20 protein-coding genes are annotated in these 19,758 nt (G+C 61.9%); 11 read left to right on the top strand and 9 right to left on the bottom strand.

Annotated elements, in window-relative coordinates:
- Nucleotides 1-34: 34 nt before the first annotated feature.
- The gene (locus IQK56_RS12450; protein ID WP_122308110.1) at nt 35-787 is read right to left on the bottom strand and encodes a thioesterase II family protein; all 753 of its coding nucleotides are present in this window, start codon (nt 785-787) and stop codon (nt 35-37) included.
- Between the two features lie 299 nt (nt 788-1,086).
- Here IQK56_RS12450 and IQK56_RS12445 point away from each other — a divergent pair, with 299 nt between their 5' ends.
- Nucleotides 1,087-1,638 carry an RNA polymerase factor sigma-70 gene (locus IQK56_RS12445; RefSeq protein WP_005789991.1) on the top strand — a complete coding sequence of 184 codons (552 nt, stop codon included), beginning with the start codon at nt 1,087-1,089 and terminating at the stop codon, nt 1,636-1,638.
- Nucleotides 1,639-1,687: 49 nt separating this feature from the next.
- Here the strand turns inward: IQK56_RS12445 and IQK56_RS12440 are convergent, their stop codons facing one another.
- The 3 genes from IQK56_RS12440 to IQK56_RS12430 form a co-directional block, all read right to left on the bottom strand.
- A complete protein-coding gene (locus IQK56_RS12440; protein ID WP_193863558.1) occupies nt 1,688-2,701 on the bottom strand; it encodes a GNAT family N-acetyltransferase in 1,014 nt (337 codons plus the stop codon).
- A gap of 67 nt (nt 2,702-2,768) precedes the next feature.
- Entirely contained in the window at nt 2,769-3,557 is a 789-nt protein-coding gene (locus IQK56_RS12435) for a substrate-binding periplasmic protein (RefSeq protein WP_193863557.1), read from the bottom strand.
- 93 nt (nt 3,558-3,650) lie between these two features.
- Nucleotides 3,651-4,274: a TetR/AcrR family transcriptional regulator gene (locus tag IQK56_RS12430; protein WP_122308113.1), complete on the bottom strand. Its 624-nt coding sequence runs from the start codon at nt 4,272-4,274 to the stop codon at nt 3,651-3,653.
- Nucleotides 4,275-4,427: 153 nt separating this feature from the next.
- On the opposite strand from IQK56_RS12430, the gene IQK56_RS12425 reads away from it, so the two are divergent.
- The 7 genes from IQK56_RS12425 to ppnP all read left to right on the top strand — a co-directional run bounded on the left by IQK56_RS12425 (nt 4,428) and on the right by ppnP (nt 12,933).
- The gene (locus tag IQK56_RS12425) at nt 4,428-6,206 is read left to right on the top strand and encodes an acyclic terpene utilization AtuA family protein (RefSeq protein ID WP_193863556.1); all 1,779 of its coding nucleotides are present in this window, start codon (nt 4,428-4,430) and stop codon (nt 6,204-6,206) included.
- A gap of 90 nt (nt 6,207-6,296) precedes the next feature.
- Nucleotides 6,297-7,913 carry a geranyl-CoA carboxylase subunit beta gene (gene atuC, locus IQK56_RS12420; RefSeq protein ID WP_150760384.1) on the top strand — a complete coding sequence of 539 codons (1,617 nt, stop codon included), beginning with the start codon at nt 6,297-6,299 and terminating at the stop codon, nt 7,911-7,913.
- Between the two features lie 21 nt (nt 7,914-7,934).
- Entirely contained in the window at nt 7,935-9,092 is a 1,158-nt protein-coding gene (gene atuD / locus IQK56_RS12415) for a citronellyl-CoA dehydrogenase (RefSeq protein WP_193863555.1), read from the top strand.
- A complete protein-coding gene (locus IQK56_RS12410) occupies nt 9,089-9,850 on the top strand; it encodes an enoyl-CoA hydratase/isomerase family protein (RefSeq protein WP_122308117.1) in 762 nt (253 codons plus the stop codon). Before atuD ends, IQK56_RS12410 begins: the two co-directional genes overlap by 4 nt.
- 234 nt (nt 9,851-10,084) lie before the next feature.
- Entirely contained in the window at nt 10,085-11,968 is a 1,884-nt protein-coding gene (locus tag IQK56_RS12405; RefSeq protein ID WP_193901714.1) for an acetyl-CoA carboxylase biotin carboxylase subunit, read from the top strand.
- 73 nt (nt 11,969-12,041) lie between these two features.
- On the top strand, nt 12,042-12,584 hold the full coding sequence (locus IQK56_RS12400) for a 3'-5' exonuclease (RefSeq protein WP_122308119.1): 543 nt from the start codon (nt 12,042-12,044) through the stop codon (nt 12,582-12,584).
- A gap of 64 nt (nt 12,585-12,648) precedes the next feature.
- Nucleotides 12,649-12,933: a pyrimidine/purine nucleoside phosphorylase gene (ppnP, locus tag IQK56_RS12395; RefSeq protein ID WP_010208796.1), complete on the top strand. Its 285-nt coding sequence runs from the start codon at nt 12,649-12,651 to the stop codon at nt 12,931-12,933.
- A gap of 65 nt (nt 12,934-12,998) precedes the next feature.
- Here the strand turns inward: ppnP and IQK56_RS12390 are convergent, their stop codons facing one another.
- Together IQK56_RS12390 and IQK56_RS12385 are read right to left on the bottom strand one after the other, a co-directional pair.
- Complete coding sequence (locus tag IQK56_RS12390) at nt 12,999-13,805, bottom strand: MOSC domain-containing protein (protein ID WP_122308120.1); 807 nt, start codon at nt 13,803-13,805, stop codon at nt 12,999-13,001.
- 37 nt (nt 13,806-13,842) lie between these two features.
- Nucleotides 13,843-14,778 carry a chemotaxis protein CheV gene (locus IQK56_RS12385; protein WP_122308121.1) on the bottom strand — a complete coding sequence of 312 codons (936 nt, stop codon included), beginning with the start codon at nt 14,776-14,778 and terminating at the stop codon, nt 13,843-13,845.
- 554 nt (nt 14,779-15,332) lie between these two features.
- On the opposite strand from IQK56_RS12385, the gene IQK56_RS12380 reads away from it, so the two are divergent.
- The 3 genes from IQK56_RS12380 to IQK56_RS12370 all read left to right on the top strand — a co-directional run bounded on the left by IQK56_RS12380 (nt 15,333) and on the right by IQK56_RS12370 (nt 17,688).
- A complete protein-coding gene (locus IQK56_RS12380) occupies nt 15,333-15,782 on the top strand; it encodes a hypothetical protein (protein WP_183140540.1) in 450 nt (149 codons plus the stop codon).
- A gap of 356 nt (nt 15,783-16,138) precedes the next feature.
- Nucleotides 16,139-17,032 carry a sensor histidine kinase gene (locus IQK56_RS12375; protein WP_150760430.1) on the top strand — a complete coding sequence of 298 codons (894 nt, stop codon included), beginning with the start codon at nt 16,139-16,141 and terminating at the stop codon, nt 17,030-17,032.
- The gene (locus IQK56_RS12370) at nt 17,029-17,688 is read left to right on the top strand and encodes a response regulator (protein ID WP_193863554.1); all 660 of its coding nucleotides are present in this window, start codon (nt 17,029-17,031) and stop codon (nt 17,686-17,688) included. Before IQK56_RS12375 ends, IQK56_RS12370 begins: the two co-directional genes overlap by 4 nt.
- Here the strand turns inward: IQK56_RS12370 and yegS are convergent.
- The 3 genes from yegS to IQK56_RS12355 form a co-directional block, all read right to left on the bottom strand.
- On the bottom strand, nt 17,647-18,564 hold the full coding sequence (yegS, locus tag IQK56_RS12365; RefSeq protein ID WP_122308124.1) for a lipid kinase YegS: 918 nt from the start codon (nt 18,562-18,564) through the stop codon (nt 17,647-17,649). The two genes, IQK56_RS12370 and yegS, sit on opposite strands and share 42 nt — an antisense overlap.
- Before the next feature lie 92 nt (nt 18,565-18,656).
- Nucleotides 18,657-19,202, bottom strand: a complete 546-nt coding sequence (locus IQK56_RS12360; protein WP_150760388.1) for a hypothetical protein — start codon at nt 19,200-19,202, stop codon at nt 18,657-18,659.
- Between the two features lie 33 nt (nt 19,203-19,235).
- The gene (locus IQK56_RS12355; protein ID WP_193863553.1) at nt 19,236-19,562 is read right to left on the bottom strand and encodes a hypothetical protein; all 327 of its coding nucleotides are present in this window, start codon (nt 19,560-19,562) and stop codon (nt 19,236-19,238) included.
- Between the last annotated feature and the right edge of the window lie 196 nt (nt 19,563-19,758).

Here is a 19,758-nt window from a genome sequence, read left to right as displayed (position 1 = left end):
TCGGCTTACGGGAAATTCGGGAATTAAGTGGCTATCAGCCGGCGACCAGTTGCCGCGTCACGCCATTGCGCCAGCGGGCCAAGTGTTCGTCGGCGTAGCGCCGCAGGCAGCGCAATACAGCGCTTTCGTGCTGCACGAGAAAGAAGTGGTGGCCGTCGAACATGTCGAGGGAAAAGCCGCTGGCAGCGTCGAGTTGCCAGTCGAGCAATTGGTCGGCGCGCACGCTGTCCTGCTTGCCGCCGAACACATGGATCGGCAAGGCCAACGGCGTGCGCTCGCCATAGGTGAAGCTGCCGCACAGCAGGAAATCGGCACGCAGGATGGGCAACATCAGTTGCATCAATTCGGGGTTGGCCAGGGCTGCTTCGGCGGTGCCCTGCAGTTCACGCAGGCGGGCGATCAGCTGCTCATCGGTCTTTTCGATGGCGTATTCGCTGACATCGCGACGCGCCGGGCCGGCAGTGCCGGACGCGAACAGCGCCAGCGGCGCAGGGACGTTGCGGGCGTTCAACGCGTGGGCCAACTCAAAGGCAAGCAGACCGCCAAGGCTGTGGCCGAACAACGCGTAGGGGCCACTCAAATCGTGGCTGATTTCATCCGCCAGTTGCGCGGCCAAGGCCTTGATGTCGCGCTGCAAGGGCTCGTCCATGCGCATGCCGCGACCGGGCAATTCCAGCGGGCAAACCTGCAGCCACTCGGGCAACGCTCGGCGCCACCGTGCGTAGACCATGGCGCTGGCGCCTGAATAGGGCAGGCAGAACAGGCGCAGCCGGGTCGGCGTGCTCATCGCTCGAAGACTCCAAACTGAAACACGCTGTGTGCACGGTAAAAACCCATTTCGTCCTCCTGCGGGTGCTGATCCTTGGCCGCCTTGCTAACGGACCTGTCACCCAGAAGAACGGACGGCAACCGCAAATAATTAGTCGCCGGGGATGAGCGAGACGTGGTTCACACCGAACAAGAAAGCATAAGATTAGTTCGCCTTCTCATTTGACAATCATTATCATTCAGCCTAATTTGTTGCCCGATGTGTAGGAGGCCTCAGCAAGGACGCCCTCCCCCAACCTATTTCTCAAGGTGATTTCCATGACGGAACAAGTATCCACAGGCAGGTGCGACTCACCACTTCTCCAGGCGTTCGTCGACAATCGATTGATTCTGGTGAAGATCGCAGCACGCATTACCGGCTGCCGCTCCCGCGCCGAAGATGTTGTGCAGGACGCCTACTTTCGCCTGCAATCGGCGCCGACGATCACATCATCGTTCAAGGCCCAACTGAGTTACCTGTTCCAGATCGTGCGCAACCTGGCCATCGATCACTACCGTAAGCAGGCCCTGGAACTCAAATACTCCGGAACGGAAGAGGAAGGCTTGAATGTGGTTATTCACGGCGCTTCACCGGAAACCTCGCACATCAATTTCAACACCTTGGAAAACATTGCCGACGCGCTGACCGAGCTGCCCCAGCGCACCCGCTACGCGTTCGAGATGTACCGCTTGCACGGCGTGCCGCAAAAGGACATCGCCAAGGAACTGGGGGTGTCGCCAACGCTGGTCAACTTCATGATCCGCGATGCGCTGGTGCACTGCCGCAAGGTGTCGGGCAGCCATAGCGATACCTTCGCACGCCGGGTCTGAGGAAAAAAAATGGGGAGCGGCCTGCCCGCTCCCGGCCGTGAACCTCGCCTCAGATCAACCCGCACCGCTCAAAAAACCGTTCCCGCCCCAGGATCATCAGCGCCGCACGCTTGTGCGGGAAGTCGAATTCCTTCTCACAGTGGAAACACTGGTTGTGCATATGGCCGATCATCTTCGCGTTATCGGCACGCGGTTCCGCCACCACCCGCTGGGTGCGCGGGTCATCCAGGAACAGGTAGTGCACCAGCGCCGATAGCCAACTGGCGACCTTGTGCGGACCACGATGGTGTTCCTCGCCCACCAGCATGTGGATGCCACGGTCGTAGTCGGCCGCAGCGTAGAACGGTGCGATACGGTCTTCCTTGGCCCAGTAGGCTTCGAAATAGGCAAAGGGTTCATCGTCGAAACAGCCGATCAGCGTGAGGGTATGCGGATCGGCGGCGAGCTTGTCGAGGTATTCCCGGTGCTGCTCCAGGCTGCCGCTTTCCTGCCAGAAATTCGCCACGCGTGCGCTGTTCTGCCAGCGATTGAAGCGCGCCAGGTCCACATCGATTTCAACGGTGCGCAGGGAAATCCAGGCGCCGAGGCGAGCGTCGTAACGTCGGTAAACCTCACCTCGGGGTTTCGGTGCGCGGACCGGGTGGCGCTTGCCGGCACTGATAATCATCTGTTGCGGGTAGCTGCCACTGGACGAATGCCCCAACCACGGCTGGGGCAACTGCCAGAACAGGGTGCGCTCGCAGCGATACTGCCCGGCGGTCTCGGCGGCCCTCAGCAAGCCACTGCGCAAGGCGTCTTCGGGCACATGTGCAAGGTGCCAGGTCAGGCGCTGCCGGGCAGGCTCCTTGGCAAACAACCAGTAGCAGGCGGCCCACAAGGCGCGGGCGGAAGGCACATCGCCGGGGTTCTGCAGATGCACCTGCAACTGATCGCCACGTTCCAGGCGCAAACGCGCCAGCGGCTGGCCTTCCAGGGTCAGGCTCAGGTGGCTTTCGGTTTCATCGGCATTCAGGGCAGGCCCGGCCGGCAACGGCAGGACCGACAGGTCATTGAGATTGGACATGGGAGGGGCTCACGTAATCGTCGACAGATAAGGAAGTGACGTGAGCCGGGGGAAGAAATTTACCCGATCAAGGTACCGCCATCACGTCGATGCGGTACGGCTCGAAAATCTTCAGCATCTCGCCGTTATCGCGCAGGCGCTTGAGCAGTTCGGCAAACGCAGGCCCTGTGATCGGCGCCTTCGGCCGTAGCAAGGCGTAATGGTGATAAACCTGATCGATACGCTCCGACACCAGGAACTGCGCGGCCATATCCGCATTGCGCACCATAAAGTCACTCAGGTACGAACGGGTCACCAGGGCAATGTCCGCCCGCCCACGCGCAACCATCAGCAGGTTGCTGTCATGGGAATAGGTCAAGGTGGCGTTGAAATGCTCGGCCATGTTCCTGGGGTCGGGATTGAAGCTGGCGAAGGCGTAGTGATATCCGCTGAACACCGCCAGGCGTTTGCCCGCGAGGTCGGCGAAATACTCCTGGCCGCGACCTGGCTCACGCTGGGCGACGAAAATCTCTGCGTCTTCCAGGCCCATATCGACGCTGGTGTGGGAGATTTTCTGCCAGCCCCAGGCGGGGTTTTCGAAGATGGCCATGTCGACCCGGCCCTGCTCGAAATCGCGGAAACGCCTGGGGATGGAGGTGGGCACCAGCACAAACTGGTAGTCGGTTTGCGAGGCGTTCAAGGCCTCGACCAATTGCGGCAGCAACCCGGTGTCGGCGCCCTGCTCCGGGCGCACGGTGTAAGGCGGGAAATGCGCCGCGCCAATGCGCACCAATTGCGCAGCCGAGGCCGGCATCCACCACACGGCGCCCAGTGCCCATATTGTCAGTCCTGCAGCCAGCCGCCATGGCGAAAACATCAAGGCACACACCGTTCAACCGATTGATGTCGATAAGCTAGGCGTTTTTGTCTGGCGAGACAACTTTCTACCGGCAAATTAATAGCTTGCGCCTCAGTCGGCTTTCAGAACCATCAGCAGGGCTTCTTCGGCCAACTGCTCCAGCGTCAGGCTGCCCTCGGCGCGAAACCACGTGGTGGTCCAGGACAAGGCACCCGTGAGGAAGCGCCGCGCGATAAACACATCGCCCTTGATATAGCCCGCGGCCTTGGCCTCGCCCAGCACTTGCAGCCAGAGGTCTTCATACACGTCGCGCAGCGCCAGGACCTGGGCCTGGCCGTCCTGCGACAGTGAGCGCCATTCATATACCAGCACCGCCATGGCTTCGCCGCTGCCGCCCATGATCGACTGCAACTCGCAGCGAATCAGCGCCAGTACACGCTCGCGCACGTTCGTCGCTTGCTCCAGCGAAGCCCGCATCATCGCCGTGTTGTAGTGGATGGTTTCCTCCATCACCGCCCGCAGGATCTCGTCCTTGCTCTTGAAGTGATGAAAGATGCTGCCGGACTGAATGCCCACCGCACTGGCCAGGTCACGCACGGTGGTGCGCTCGAAACCCTTGTTGCGAAACAGGTGCGCCGCGGTTTGCAGCAACTTGCCCCGGGCGCTGTCGGGATCGGTCAATTGGCCGCCATCGACCATGGTGCGCATCACCCGCAGGGCTTGGTGCTCATCCATGCTGCTCTCCTCTACTTCTACTGACGTCTTGGCCGGCAATTTAGGCCGTGGCCGCCAACCAAGCAAGCGCTTGGCTAAAACCTGTGACTGGAGTTTACAAACCAAGCGCTTGCTTGGTAGTCTCGCCAACAGCCATTCGAGGAAGGATTTCTCATGAGCAAGACGGTTCGTATCGGCTGCGCCAGCGCCTTCTGGGGCGACACCTGCACGGCTGCTGCCCAGTTGGTGCACGGCGGTGCGCTGGATTACCTGGTGTTCGACTACCTGGCGGAAGTCACGCTGTCGATCCTCGCCGGCGCACGGCTGAAAAATCCCCAGGCCGGTTACGCCCCGGACTTTGTCGAGGTGCTCACGCCACTGCTGGTCGATATCCAGCGCCAGGGCATCCGGGTAATCAGCAACGCGGGTGGCATCAACCCCCAGGCCTGCGCCGCGGCGCTGCAAGCGGCTTGCGATAAAGCCCAGGTACCGCTGAAGATCGCCGTGCTGCTGGGCGATGACCTGCAACCCCAATTGCAAAAACTGGCGGGCACCACCGATATGTTCAACGGCGCACCACTGCCGCCGGTATGCCTGTCCGCCAACGCCTACCTCGGCGCACCGGGCATCACCCGCGCCTTGACGTTGGGCGCCGATATCGTCATCACCGGGCGCGTGGTCGACAGCGCGGTGGTCAGCGCCGCGCTGGTGCATGAATTCGACTGGTCCTGGCACGACTACGACCGCCTCGCCCAGGCCGCCCTGGCCGGGCACATCATCGAATGCGGCGCCCAGTGCACCGGCGGCAACTTCACCGACTGGCGCGATGTGCCGGACTATGAACACATCGGCTTCCCCATCGTCGAAGTCAGCGCCGACGGCCAGTTCACCGTGAACAAGATCGACGGCACCGGCGGGCTGATCAGCACACTCAGCGTGGCCGAACAGTTGCTGTATGAAATCGGTGACCCACGCGCCTATCTGCTGCCCGATGTGATCTGCGATTTCACCCAGGTCAAACTGCAGCAGCAAGGAAAACACCGCGTGCACCTGCACGGCGCCAAGGGTTCGCCGCCCACCGGCCAGTACAAGGTCAGTGCCACCTACCCCGATGGCTTCCGTTGCACCGCCAGTTGCCTGATTGCCGGGATCGACGCGGTGGCCAAGGCCGAGCGGGTCAGCCAGGCGATCATCAACAAGACCTCGGAACTCTTCAGCCAACGCGGCTGGGCGCCGTACACCGAGGTGAATATCGAATTGCTGGGCAGCGAAGCCACCTATGGCGCACATGCGATGCGCCATGACTGTCGTGAAGTGGTGGTCAAGCTGGCGGTGCGGCACCCGAACAGGCAAGCGCTGGCGCTGTTCGCCCGCGAGATTGCCCAGGCTGCTACCGGGATGGCACCGGGGTTGACCGGGATCGTCGGCGGCCGACCGACCGTGTACCCGTTGATTCGGTTGTTTTCGTTTCTGATCGACAAGTCCTCATGTGAGTTACTGATCGACTGCCAAGGCGAGCGCCACGCGTGCACGCTGCCGATGGCCGACGCTCCAACCTTGCCGGCCATACCGATGGATCCACCCAAGCCACAAGGCCGTGCCGACGCCAGCGTGCCCTTGGTGAAACTCGCCGTGGCGCGCTCCGGCGACAAGGGCAACCACAGCAACATCGGCGTGATCGCCCGCGATCCCGAGTACCTGCCGTGGATCGCCGAAGCCCTCACTCCCGCCGTGATCGTCGACTGGATGAGCCACGTGCTCGACCCGCTCCACGGCCGTGTCGAGCGCTGGTATCTGCCCGGCAGCCACAGCCTGAACTTCCTGCTGGAAAACGCCTTGGGCGGCGGCGGCATTGCCAGCCTGCGCATCGATCCCCAAGGCAAGGCCTTCGCCCAGCAACTGCTGGAAATCCCCATCGCGGTGCCGCAACACATCGCCGATCAATGCCAATAACAGGAGCGTTGCCGTGGCCTTCGATTTGATCTTCAACGCCGAGCGGCTCAGGGTCACAGCGTGGATGTGCTCAAGGAAGGGAAATACACCATGCCGGTGATTGAAAGCCTGATCGACGCCCACAGCGCCGCCTTCGCGCACAACCGCGACGCCATGCTGGACAGCATCCGGCACCTGCGCCAACTGGAGCAGAACCTGCTGAGCAAAGCCCAGGAAGCCAAGCCTAAGTTCGACAAGCGCGGCCAACTGCTGCCCCGCGAGCGCCTCAACCTGTTGCTGGACCCCGGCGCGCCGTTCCTGGAACTGGCCAGCCTGGCCGGCTACAAACTCCACGACGACAAGGACGGCAGCACCGCCGGAGGTGGGCTGATCGCCGGGATCGGCTACGTCAGCGGCGTGCGCTTGCTGGTGGTGGCCAATAACAGTGCGATCAAGGGCGGCACCATTTCTCCCTCCGGGCTGAAAAAATCCCTGCGCCTGCAGCAGATCGCTATGGAGAACAAATTACCGGTGGTGACCCTGGCCGAAAGCGGCGGCGCCAACCTCAACTATGCCGCCGAGATTTTCGTCGAAGGCGCACGCAGCTTCGCCAACCAGGCGCGCATGTCGGCCATGGGCCTGCCGCAGATCACCGTGGTGCACGGCTCGGCCACGGCGGGCGGCGCATACCAGCCGGGGTTGTCGGATTACGTGGTGGTGGTGCGCGGCAAGGCCAAGCTGTTCCTCGCCGGACCGCCGCTGCTCAAGGCGGCCACCGGCGAAGTGGCGACGGATGAGGAGTTGGGCGGCGCCGAGATGCACGCGCAAACTGCCGGCACCGCCGAATACCTGGCGGAAAACGACGCCGACGGCGTGCGCATCGTGCGTGAAATTGTCAGCCTGCTGCCGTGGAATGATCGCCTGCCACCGACGCCAAACCGTGCTTATCAGGAGCCGTTGTACCCGATCGATGAGCTGTTGGGGCTGATCCCCGATGACCCGAAAAAGCCCTACGACGTGCGCGAAATCCTGGCGCGCCTGGCCGACGGTTCCCGGTTCCTGGAATTCAAGGGCGAGTTCGATGCCCACACCGTCTGCGGCCACCTGCATATCCAGGGCCGCGCCATGGGCGTGATCGGCAACAACGGCCCCATCACGCCCAAAGGCGCAAGCAAGGCGGCGCAATTTATCCAGTTGTGCGACCAGAGCCGCACGCCGCTGCTGTTCTTGCACAACACCACCGGTTTTATGGTCGGCACCGAGTCGGAGCAGCAAGGCGTGATCAAGCACGGCGCAAAGATGATCCAGGCCGTGGCCAATGCGCGGGTGCCTAAACTCACGGTGGTGGTCGGCGGCTCCTATGGTGCAGGCAACTATGCGATGTGTGGCCGAGGTCTGGACCCGCGTTTCATCTTTGCCTGGCCCAACAGTCGCACGGCGGTGATGGGCGGTGCACAGGCGGGCAAGGTGCTGCGTATCGTCACCGAGGCCAAGCAGCTCAAAGACGGCCTGGTGCCCGATCCCAAGGTGCTGGACATGCTGGAGCAAGTCACCGCGCAGAAGCTCGACAGCCAGTCCACCGCACTGTACGGCAGCGCAAACCTGTGGGATGACGGGCTGATTGATCCACGGGATACCCGTACGTTGCTCGGCTTTTTGCTGGATATCTGCCATGACGCCGAAGTACGGCCATTGCAGCCCAATAGCTTTGGTGTAGCGCGTTTCTAACGATCAGGAGAACGATAAGAAATGATCTTTACCCAGGAACACCAGCAATTGCGCCGCACCGTGCGTGCCTTCGTCGACCGCGAGATCAACCCCCATGTGGACGAATGGGAAAAAGCCGGGCGCTTTCCCATCCACGAGGTTTTCCGCAAGGCCGGCGACCTTGGCCTGCTGGGCATTTCCAAGCCGGAACACTTCGGCGGCATGGGCCTGGACTACAGCTACTCGATCGTCGCCGCCGAAGAATTCGGCAGCATTCGCTGCGGCGGCATTCCCATGTCCATCGGCGTGCAGACCGACATGTGCACCCCCGCCCTCGCCCGCTTCGGATCCGATGCACTGCGCGACGAATTCCTGCGCCCGGCCATCAGCGGCGAGCAGGTCGGCTGCATCGGCGTTTCGGAAACCGGCGCCGGCTCCGACGTGGCCGGGCTCAAGACCCACGCGCGCAAGGACGGCGATGACTACGTGATCAACGGCAGCAAAATGTGGATCACCAACTCGCCCAGCGCCGACTTCATGTGCCTGTTGGCCAACACGTCGGACGACAAGCCGCACATCAACAAATCCCTGATCATGGTGCCGATGAACACCCCCGGCATCCGCGTCAGCCCGCCCCTGGAAAAACTCGGCATGCACAGCTCCGAGACCGCCCAGGTGTTCTTCGACGACGTGCGCATCCCCCAGCGCAACCGCATCGGCCACGAAGGCGCGGGCTTCATGATGCAGATGCTGCAATTCCAGGAAGAACGCCTGTTCGGCGCGGCCAATATGATCAAGGGCCTGGAGTACTGCATCGACAGCACCATTGAGTACTGCAAGGAACGCCAGACGTTCGGCAAGGCACTGATCGACAACCAGGTGATCCATTTTCGCCTGGCCGAACTGGCCACCGAAATCGAATGCCTGCGGGCACTGGTCTACCAGGCCACCGAGCAATACATCAAAGGCCAGGACGTGACCCGTCTGGCCTCCATGGCCAAACTCAAGGCCGGGCGCCTGGGCCGTGAAGTCAGCGACAGTTGCCTGCAATATTGGGGCGGCATGGGCTTTATGTGGGACAACCCCGTGGCACGCGCTTATCGCGATGTGCGCCTGGTATCGATTGGCGGCGGTGCCGACGAAATCATGCTGGGCATCATCTGCAAACTGATGGGCACCTTGCCGGGGAAAAAACCATGAACACCTTGCTGCTGGAGCCCCATAACGGCGTGCTGCACATCACCCTCAACCGGCCCGAATGCCGCAACGCCATGAGCCTGGAGATGGTCAACGAACTGCGTGCGGTCCTGGCCCGACTCGACGACCAAGTGCGAGCCGTGGTGCTCAGCGGCGCGGGCGGGCATTTCTGTGCAGGGGCCGATGTGAAGGACCTGGCCAATGCGTGCGACCAACCAGCCGAGTTGAACCGGGCCTTTGGCAGCTTGCTGCAAGAGGTTGAAGCGGTATCGCAGGTCGTGATTGTGGTGCTGCAGGGCGCCGTGCTCGGCGGCGGACTTGGCTTGGCGTGTGTGAGTGATATTGCGATGGCCGATCACCAGGCGCAGTTCGGTTTGCCGGAGACCAGCCTGGGGTTATTACCGGCACAGATTGCGCCGTTTGTGGTCAAGCGGATTGGCCTGACCCAGGCGCGGCGATTGGCGCTGACGGCAGCGCGCTTTGATGGGGTTGAGGCGCAGCGGTTGGGGGTGGTGCATTTTGTCGAGCGTGATCCGCAGGCGCTGGCGCAACGGCTGGATGAGGTATTGGGGCAGGTATTGCAGTGTGCGCCGGGGGCCAATGCGCGGACCAAGGCGTTGTTGTTGGCCAGCGTCGAACAGCCGGTGGGACCGTTGCTGGATCAGGCTGCGCAGTGGTTTGCCGAGGCGGTGACGGGGGAAGAAGGGCTTGAGGGGACTCGGGCTTTTGTGCAGAAACGCAGACCCGAGTGGGCTCGGTGAGTGAATGTATATCGGTTATCAGGGTGCCCCGCCCAGGCTCGGCATGCCCGAACGGAGGCTGGGATCTACCTGATGCAGGGAGATCAACAGGTGGGAGGGGGCTTGCCCCCTCCCACCTGTGAATTGTGACCGACATGAAACACCGGTCGGCTCTAAGGCCGCTGGGGCGAAGACCCTTTGGTTAGTTAAGCCGCCGTTACCTAAATAACGGATATGTAGACAAGGACCACAGCCATGCCGCCGTTCACGAAGATCCTGATCTCCAATCGCGGCGAAATCGCCTGCCGCATCCAGCGCACCGCACAAGCCCTGGGCTACCGCACCGTCGCCCTCTACAGCGACGCTGACGCCAACGCCCTGCATGTCCAAATGGCCGATGAATCCATCCACATCGGTGCCGCCCCGGTGCAGCAGTCCTACCTCAATATCCAGGCCATCCTCGACGCCGCCCACCGCACCGGCGCGGACGCGATCCATCCCGGCTACGGCTTCCTCTCCGAAAACCCCGCCTTCGCCAACGCCTGCATCACCGCTGGCATCACTTTTATCGGCCCCAGCGCAGAAGCCATCGACCTGATGGGCAGCAAACGCCTCTCCAAACTCGCCATGCTCGACGCCGGCGTGCCCTGCATCGCCGGCTACCAAGGCAGCGCCCAGGACGACGCCACGTTGCAACACCACGCCGACCGCATCGGCTACCCCCTGATGATCAAAGCCAGCGCTGGTGGCGGCGGCCGAGGCATGCGTCTGGTGCACCAACGCGAGCACCTGCTGGAACACCTGCGTACCGCCCGCTCCGAAGCGCAGAACGCCTTCGGCAGCGACGAACTGATCCTGGAACAGGCGCTGATCGAGCCGCGCCACGTCGAAATCCAATTGTTCGGCGACAGCCACGGCCACCTGATCTACCTCGGCGAACGCGACTGCTCGATCCAGCGTCGCCATCAAAAAATCATCGAGGAAGCGCCCTGCCCCGTCATGCCCCCCGTACTGCGCCAGGCCATGGGCGAGGCCGCGCTCAAGGCCGGGCGCGCAGTGAATTACGTTGGCGCCGGTACCGTGGAATTCCTGCTCGACCGCAACGGCCAGTTCTACTTCCTGGAAATGAACACGCGCCTGCAAGTGGAACACCCGGTCACCGAGTTGATCACCGGCCTCGATCTGGTGGCCTGGCAACTGCAGGTCGCCGCCGGCCAGCCGCTGCCGTTAACCCAAGAACAAGTGAGCCTGAGCGGCCACGCCATGGAAGTGCGCCTGTACGCCGAAGACCCGGCCCAAGGCTTCCTCCCGCAAACCGGCAAGGTGCTGCGCTGGGAGCCGGCCGCAGGCGTACGCACCGACCATGGCGTCAGCGAAGGCCAGACCATCAGCCCGTTCTATGACGCCCTGCAAGCCAAGATCATCGCCCACGGCGCCACCCGCGAGGAGGCGCGGCGCAAGCTGCTGCGTGCGGTGGAAGACACCATGCTGCTGGGGGTCAACACCAATCAGCAACTGCTGGCCGATCTGCTCAGGCACCCGGACTTTATCGACGGCAATTTCAGCACCGGGTTGATCGCCGAGCACTTCAGCCACATCGCGCCGCTCGCCGCGACGAATGAGCAGCTTGCCCTCGCCGCCGCGCTGTTTTATCACCACGGCGCCAACCAGCACGCCCAAGGTCTGGCGGGATGGCGCAATAACGCAGGCATCCCCTGGACTTACCGCCTGGAAGTCAACGGCGACCTGCACACGGTCACCGTTGACGACCTGCAACTCAGCACCGACGGGCGCTACGCCACGCGGGTGCTCAATGGTATCCGTCGCCGCGTCGCTTACCACCTCGACGGCGACCAACTGTGGCTGCCGGGCCTGACCGTGACCAATCGCACCCAACAGGTCGCCAGCCGCCGGGCCGACGCCAGCAGCGGCACAGTCAAGGCGCCGATGGACGGCGCCATTGTCGAGGTGCGGGTCCGTGCCGGCGAGCGCGTCAGCAAAGGCCAACTGCTGCTGGTGCTTGAAGCCATGAAAATGGAACACCCGCTGACAGCCGGCATCGACGGTGTGATCAAGGCTGTGCAGGCAGTCGCAGGCGATCAGGTGCGCAATCGCCAGGTTTTGCTGGAGATCGAATAGGCCCTAGGCGGAACTACAGGGCCGGGCTACGCTCTATCCCCATCAGGAAGGGACGAGTACGGGAACCTGCACAATGCCTCATTGGCTGATTATTGACCTTGAAGCCACAACGGATGAAGGCGGCTGGCCCGTGACGGAGATGGAAGTCATCGAGATCGGCGCGAGCCTGGTCAACCGCCAGGGCCGTGAACTGGACCACTTCCAGCGCTTTGTGCGGCCCTTGCGCCGCCCATTGCTGACGCCTTTTTGCCGCCAGTTGACCCACATCACCCAGGCGAATATCGACGCCGCCGCGCCCATCACCGAGGTGTGGCCGCTGTTCGAACGCTGGCTGGCCCAGCATCAACCGCGCCTGGAAGGTTGGGCCAGTTGGGGCGACTATGACCGTGCGCAGCTTGAGCTTGAATGGCAGCGCAATGGCGTGGTCAGCGCACTCGCCAAGACGCCCCATGTGAACCTCAAGCAGCGCTTCGCCAAGGCCCGGCGCCTGGACAAGCCCCTGGGGCTCAACGGCGCGCTGCAATTGGCGGGGATGCAGTTCCATGGCCAGCAACATCGGGCACTGGAAGATGCACGCAATACCGCACGCCTGCTGCCGTTGATTTTACCGGTCTAGGCAGCTCCCCTGCCCTTGGGCATACTGGCCGACCTTTCCAGACCCTTTTTCCGAGGATTCGCCCATGTTCAAAGTCAACGAGTACTTCGACGGCACCGTCAAGTCGATCGCTTTCGGCACCGCAGAAGGTCCGGCGACCATCGGCGTGATGGCTCCGGGTGAATACGAATTCGGCACCGCCCAGCGTGAAATCATGCACGTGGTCTCCGGCGCCCTGACCGTCAAACTGCCTGACGCCAGCGAGTGGGAAACCTTCGCCGCCGGCAGCCAGTTCAACGTTCCGGCCAACAGCAAGTTCCAGCTGAAGGTCGCCGTGGACACCGCTTACCTGTGCGAATACCGCGGCTAAGCCTTCGCCCGCTCAAAAAAATGCCCGTCTCCTGCGAGACGGGCATTTTTTATGGAGGCTGAAAACTATTCGAGAATGGTCACCGGCATGCCCACTTCCAGGCGCCCATTACCGTCGTTGACCAGGTTCTGGCCGAACATCGCGCCGTCCTCTGTCTTGCGGTAGGTATCCAGCGTGGCGAAAGGCTCACGGTCGGCGCTACGCTCGCCGGTTTGCGGGTCGATGGTGGTGAGAATGCAGCGTGAGCAGCGTTTGACCGCACGAAACTCCACATCACCGATGCGCAGGCGCTTCCAGCCATCTTCGGCGAAGGCTTCACCGCCTTCGATCACCAGGTTGGGACGAAAGCGCAGCATCTCCATGGGGCGGCCGATTTTTTGCGAGAGGTCGTCCAGCGACGCTTGCCCGATAACGAGTAACGGATAACCGTCGGCAAACGCCACTTGGTCATCATCGCGACCATAACCGGCCTCAGTCGTGCGGGCACGGTCCAGGGGCATCTGCACCAGCCGCGTCGGCTTGCCGATAAAGGCGCTGACCCAGGCGGCGGCTTCATCACCGGCGTCCGGCACCCTCAGGGTATCGCGCCAGATGGTCACGCCGCGCAACTCGGCATCGCTGCCGGGCAGCGCCACGTCCAGCGGCGCATAGCCAGGCGAACTCAAGGTCAGGCCACCGCTGCGGTTCCACAGCGCCGCCAGTTGGCTCATCTTCGCCACCGCCCGCTGCGTAAGGAAACGCCCGCTGGCCTCGTCCACCAGCATCCAGCGTCGATCCCCGTCCAACCCGAGTTTATCCAGGCCGATCTGCTGCAAGGTTTCGGCCTTGCCGGACTTCAAGGGGTAACGGTACAACGCGCTGAGACGAAGCATGGCCTGCATTCCTGAGGGGCAAAGTGCAACCCTAAGGTCAAGCGGTGACTTCGTCCAGCATCAGTCGCTGACGCACCACGTCCACCAGCTTGTCGGGCTGGAATTTGGACAGGAAGTTGTCGCACCCGACCTTCTTCACCATCGAGTCGTTGAAGCTGCCCGACAGCGAGGTATGCAGCACCACATACAACTTGCGCAGGCGCGGGTCGTTGCGGATCTCGGTGGTGAGGCGGTAGCCGTCCATCTCGGGCATTTCGGCGTCGGTGAAAATCATCAGCAGCTTGTCGGTCATCACATGGCCGGCGTCGGCCCACGCCTTGAGCATGTTCAGTGCCTTGAGACCGTCGCTGGCGATGTGCATCTTCACGCCCAGTTGACCCAGGGTGTCGCGCAATTGCGACAGGGCAACGTTGGAGTCGTCCACCAGCAACACTTCGCGGCCACGGGCTCGTTCCAGCACCGGGTCTTCGAGTTTTTCGCGGGAAACCTTGGCGTTGTAGGGCACGATCTCGGCGAGGACTTTTTCCACGTCGATGATTTCCACCAGTTGATCATCAACCTTGCTGATGGCGGTGAGGTAGTGCTGACGCCCGGCGCTGGTCGGCGGCGGCAGGATGGACTCCCAGTTCATGTTGACGATGCGGTCCACGCCGCCCACCAGGAACGCCTGCACCGAACGGTTGTATTCGGTGACGATAATGGTGCTGTTCGGGCCGGGCACCAATGGGCGCATGCCGATGGCCTGGGACAGGTCGATCACCGGCAGGGTCTGGCCACGCAGGTTGACCACACCGCACACGAAGGGATGGCGCTGTGGCATCAGGGTCAACTTGGGCAATTGCAGGACTTCCTGCACCTTGAACACGTTGATTGCGAACAGCTGCCGCCCGGCCAGGCGAAACATGAGGATCTCCAGGCGATTCTCACCCACCAGTTGCGTGCGTTGGTCTACCGTGTCGAGAATGCCGGCCATTAAAAGCTCCTGGTGTGCGCTGGAAAATGCGCGAAGGGATTGTGCAATTCATTACTGCTGTTATCGGCGGCGAAAGCCAGACCTTGACCCCCCGCTAAAATGCCACGTAAATCCATTGATGTCACACTGACATCATGCTCTACTGCACTCACCTCTCCAGACAGCGGTACTGCGGCATTGCACGACATTCAAATCGATGCAAGGTTCCGCCATGTAAGGGATTCCCCTATACACAATCAGGCCCAACCTGATATTCGCAATATCTAATAGCCATTAATGTGACGCCATTCTCATTGCATGAATGGAGTCAGGCTTTTGTTTGTCATCGCAAGCCCTCGGCCCACGGGTCTTACGGACGTTCACGTCGCGGCAACTGAAGGTGCGCAATTGAGCCTGCTCACAAGGGCCACGCGCAGCCGTCGCCGTCATTCAAATAAACGTCCTACCGAACAATCAGAAGCAACCTACATACTCCAGTTATCTTTCAGCAGTAGTTTTACGCCATTCACCCTGTGCGACCTCTCATCACCCAACCTTATGTTGCGGAGATTTGCATGATGAACGACGGTAACGAGTGGCAACTTGCACTTCCAGAGTTCCTGTACGAGGCTGAAAAGCTACTGGCCAAGTCGGAGGAGTGCCTGAGCCACCTGCATTTGATTCGCAACGACAACGACGCGATCGACTGCATGAAAGTCAGCCTGATCAAGCTCGCCGAAAAGGCCGATTGCCTGGCCCTGCGGGCGATCAGCGAATTTTCGCGGCATATCCAGTACCTGATCGCCAACGCCGAAAACCCTTTGCAGCTGCACGATCAGGCCCTCAATGCCCTGGAAGATTGCCTGAGGCTGCTGGCCTGGCAGTTGGAGTTGATCGATGCGAAGACAGGCCTGCTGGCACTGGATGAAGCGGAACAAACCACATTGATCGCCACGGTCACACTGCAGATTCCACAAAAGGACTTCAGTTATAAACCGCAGCAGCGTATTCACCACGCGTCTTGAGGGGGTTATCCAGTCGTATTCAGCGCGAAGTTGTCTAAAAACGACAGATTTAATTAACGCGTTGAAATTGAATGACCCCTGCGTGGATATCAATTAGCCATTAAGGCTACAGGCCCTTTAAAACAATAAACCTCACTTCATTAACTCTGGGATTAGCGTCCCGGGGTGTTTGCACGTCTAAATAAGCCCGCCAGACAGGCACCTGGCGACCAACGGTAAGAGTAGTGGTACTATCACCCCGCTCGAAGTGGCTGAACTTTTGCCACTTTGAAAACGATTCAATCACGTATTGCAAACAGCGTCCGGTCAGCGTCGACCGGTCTTCCCGCAGCGAACCTTCATTGGCTCCATCCGCTATGCATGCCAGCCTCAAGACATTCATCGCAAGGTCCGCGTCCCGCAGCAATGCACGCCGTTTGATCCTCACCCTATGCCTTGGCTCGCTGCTGCTGAGCCTGTGGGCTTATTCCCACTCGGCACCGTTGCCGCTGATGGTCCTGCTGTTCAACCTGGCCACCGTGTTGGTGGTGGGCCTGCAACAGTGGTACTCGCGCAAATCCATCAAGTTCCAGCCCCAGGAGTTGGCCGATCGCCTGCTGCAAGTGCAGGAAAACGAACGCCACCGCCTCAGCCGCGAACTGCATGACGATATCGGTCAACTGCTGACCGCCGCCAAGCTGCAAAGCGAATGGCTCAAGCGCCGCCTGCCGGATGAGCTGCAAACCCAGTGCAATGTCCTGTGCAACACCTTGAACGAGACCCTGGCCAAGGTGCGCGATGTGTCCGCCATCCTCAACCCTCGCCAGCTCGCCAGCCTGGGCCTGGAAGCCAGCCTGCGCGCGCACCTGCTCAAGACCCTGGAAAACACCTCGGTGCACTGGAGCCTGGAATGCCAGCAACGGCTGACCGGCATCCCGGAAGAAATGGCCGTGGCGGCCTTTCGCATCACCCAGGAAGCCGTCACCAACATGCTGCGCCACGCCCAGGCGCGCAACCTGCTGGTACGCCTGCAACGCCTGCCCGAGGGACTGTCACTGACCATCTGCGATGACGGCCAGGGCTTTTCGCCCGCCATCAATCCCAGCCTGGAAGGCCAGCGGGGCATGGCGGGTATGTCCGAGCGGGTTGATCAGCTTGGCGGCTCATTATCCGTCAGCAGCCAGCCAGGCAACGGGACACGCATCGACGCGCTCTTCCCCTGGGCGCCCCGCGCCCTCGAACGGGCCAGCGCCCCTAAGGTTATCGAGTGAGCTGCACATTACTGCTGGTGGACGACCATGCCCTGATCCGGGCCGGCGTACGTGCGCTGATCCAGGATATTCCCGGCTACACCGTGACGGGCGAAGCCAGCGATGGCGCGCAGTTGCTGGAGCAATTCAATACGCTGCTGCCGGACATCGTGCTGCTGGACCTGTCGATGAAGCACACCGGCGGCCTGGACGCCTTGCAGCAACTCAAGCGTGCGCACCCCAAGAGCAAGGTGCTGATCCTGTCGATGCACACCGACCCGGAGCTGATCATGTGCGCGCTGGAGGCCGGCGCCCACGGCTATTTGCTCAAGGACACCACCGCCAATGAGCTGGAACACGCGCTGCAAGCCCTGCGCAACAACGAGCGCTACCTGAGCCCGGCGATCGCCCACACGGTGATCAACCAGGCGCTGGTGCGCAGCCAGGGGCCGGTCCCACCCGCCGGTCACAGCCATAACCTCACGGCTCGCCAACTGGAAATCCTGCGCCTGATCGTGCGCGGCAAATCCACCCGCGAGATCGCCCACGGCCTGGGCCTGAGCATCAAGACCGTGGAAGCGCACCGGTCGCAGATCATGAAGCGCTTGCAGATATTCGACGTGGCGGGGCTCGTATTATTTGCCGTGCGCGAGCAGATCATCAGCCTTGACGACTAGGGGCGAACCCACCGGCAAATGCACGCGAAGCGCCTTGGGCAGCGCTTCAAAACGCAGGTCATCCCCTTCAAGCGGCTCACCATCAAGGTTGATGTACAAGCCCTGCGCCACCTTGATGTTGACCCACGGCAGGCGCGCCCGCACGAACATATTGTCGAGGCCGCCGTCGCTCATCAGGTTTAGCAGCGTGCCGACCACTTCCTGGGGCGCCGGCAGAATGCTGATGTCGAGCAAGCCATCATCGGCCAATGCGCCAGGGCACAGCACATGCCCCCCGCCCGCCTGGCGACCGTTGCCGATGCCCAGCGCCAGCAGCTCGCCCTTCCAGTGGAAGTCCGGGCCTTCCAGCTCACCATAGGCGGCCTTCAACTCGCTGAAGCGCGTCAGGCCGGTGAACAGATAAGCCGCGCCGCCGAGGACTTTCTTCAGGTCTTCGGAGGTATTGGCCGTGACCTGGCTGCCGAAGCCGCCAGTGGCCATGTTCAGGAAAATCTGCCCGCCGACCTGGCCCAGGTCGATTGCCCTGGGCGGCACATCCAGCAACGCCAGGGCTTGGGCAGGTTCCAACGGCACACCGGCGGCCTTGGCAAAATCATTGGCGGTGCCCAGTGGCATCAGCACCAGGCTGGCGTCGCTCTTGGCCTGGGCCATGGCTTCGGCCACGTCGCGCAAGGTGCCGTCGCCGCCGCCGGCAATGATGTGGGTATACCCGCCGTCCAGGGCCTCCTTGACCAGCCGTTGAGCGTCACCGCCCTCCCAGGTCACCCGCACCGCCAACTCCCAACCCTGCTCGCGCCGGGCCAGCACCGCCGCGCGCACGTCCTCGTTGAGGGCTTGCTTGCCGTGGAGGATCAACAATGCCTTGGGGGTGGTCATGGGGGGCGTACTCCTGGGTTCAATGGTGCTTGAAGGATGTTGACCTTTGAGGAGTAGGAAAAAGTCATTCAGGCCGAAAAATAATTGGCCTGCTAGAAATTATCCATCGCGTTGCACATCGACACCTTGCCCCTGGGCGCAGGCTCCACCGCGACCCATTGCTTAGCGCCCGCCGGCAGTTCGTGCAGCTGGAACGAACAGCTTGCATAGATGGACGCCTGCACCATGTAGTCCACCCCCGGCCGAGGCACGAAGGTCATGGTGCTGGAGCATTGCCGGGAATACTGCAATTTCCCCAGGTAATGAAACGCGATCGGCGTGTTCGCCGGCACTACCAACTCGGACGACACGGCAGCGTCCCACGAGTAAATCGGCCCAGGCATGCCCAGGCTTTCGCCGTTGTGATCGGGGAAGCCCGCCTTCGTCGACGCCATCACCCCGGCGCCCGGCACATTCCAATCCAGGCAATCACGCCCCGGTACTGCGCGCACCAGACCGTCGGTGATCAACCGCACGCGGGCCGTTTCGCCGGACGTCGGGGCGACGTAGCCGGTGGACAGCGAGCGAATGTTCGCCACTTGGCCGCATCCCGTCAGCAGCACCAGCAACACCACGGGAACCCCACGTAAAACATTCATCGGCAATCAACTCGCAAAGGAAAAAAGAGCCGCTTACGGCTGCCGGCAATTCTGGTTGACCGACAGCTGCGGCGCCGGCTCGAACTTCACCATCTGCAAGCCATCGGCGCCCTGGAAGATGAAGTACTTGATACGGCAGTCCTTGAACATCGGCGAGTAACCCTCAGCCCGGAAGCCTTCGCCCTCGACCTGCTTGGTCACGGCGTTGTTGCGGCTGACCACCGCGAGCACCTGTGCATAGCTCTGGCCCATTTTCACCCCCGGCTCGCCGGTGACCGTCATCGACGAGGCACAACCGCCCAACCCCGCCGCCGCCAATGCCAGCGCGACGCCGTACAGTCCATTGCGTAGATCGTTCATTCCCTGCTTCCTTTCAGTGATGGATTACCGGCGGCCTTCGCACACCGGTGATTCGCCGATGAGGCCAAGCTTGCACAGGTCCAGATTATCCTTGCGTGTGAAGCCCGCATCTTTCATGCAGTAGAAGCTCCTAGCCTCTCATCGATTGAGCCTCCGCCAGTGCCCGCCACATTCTCGTACCCGCACGCGAGCATGC

This window comes from Pseudomonas cyclaminis, assembly GCF_015163715.1.
Classification (GTDB): domain Bacteria; phylum Pseudomonadota; class Gammaproteobacteria; order Pseudomonadales; family Pseudomonadaceae; genus Aquipseudomonas; species Aquipseudomonas cyclaminis.
The sequence above is the reverse complement of the archived record's forward strand: the minus strand, read 5'-3'. Positions and strand labels throughout refer to the sequence as shown.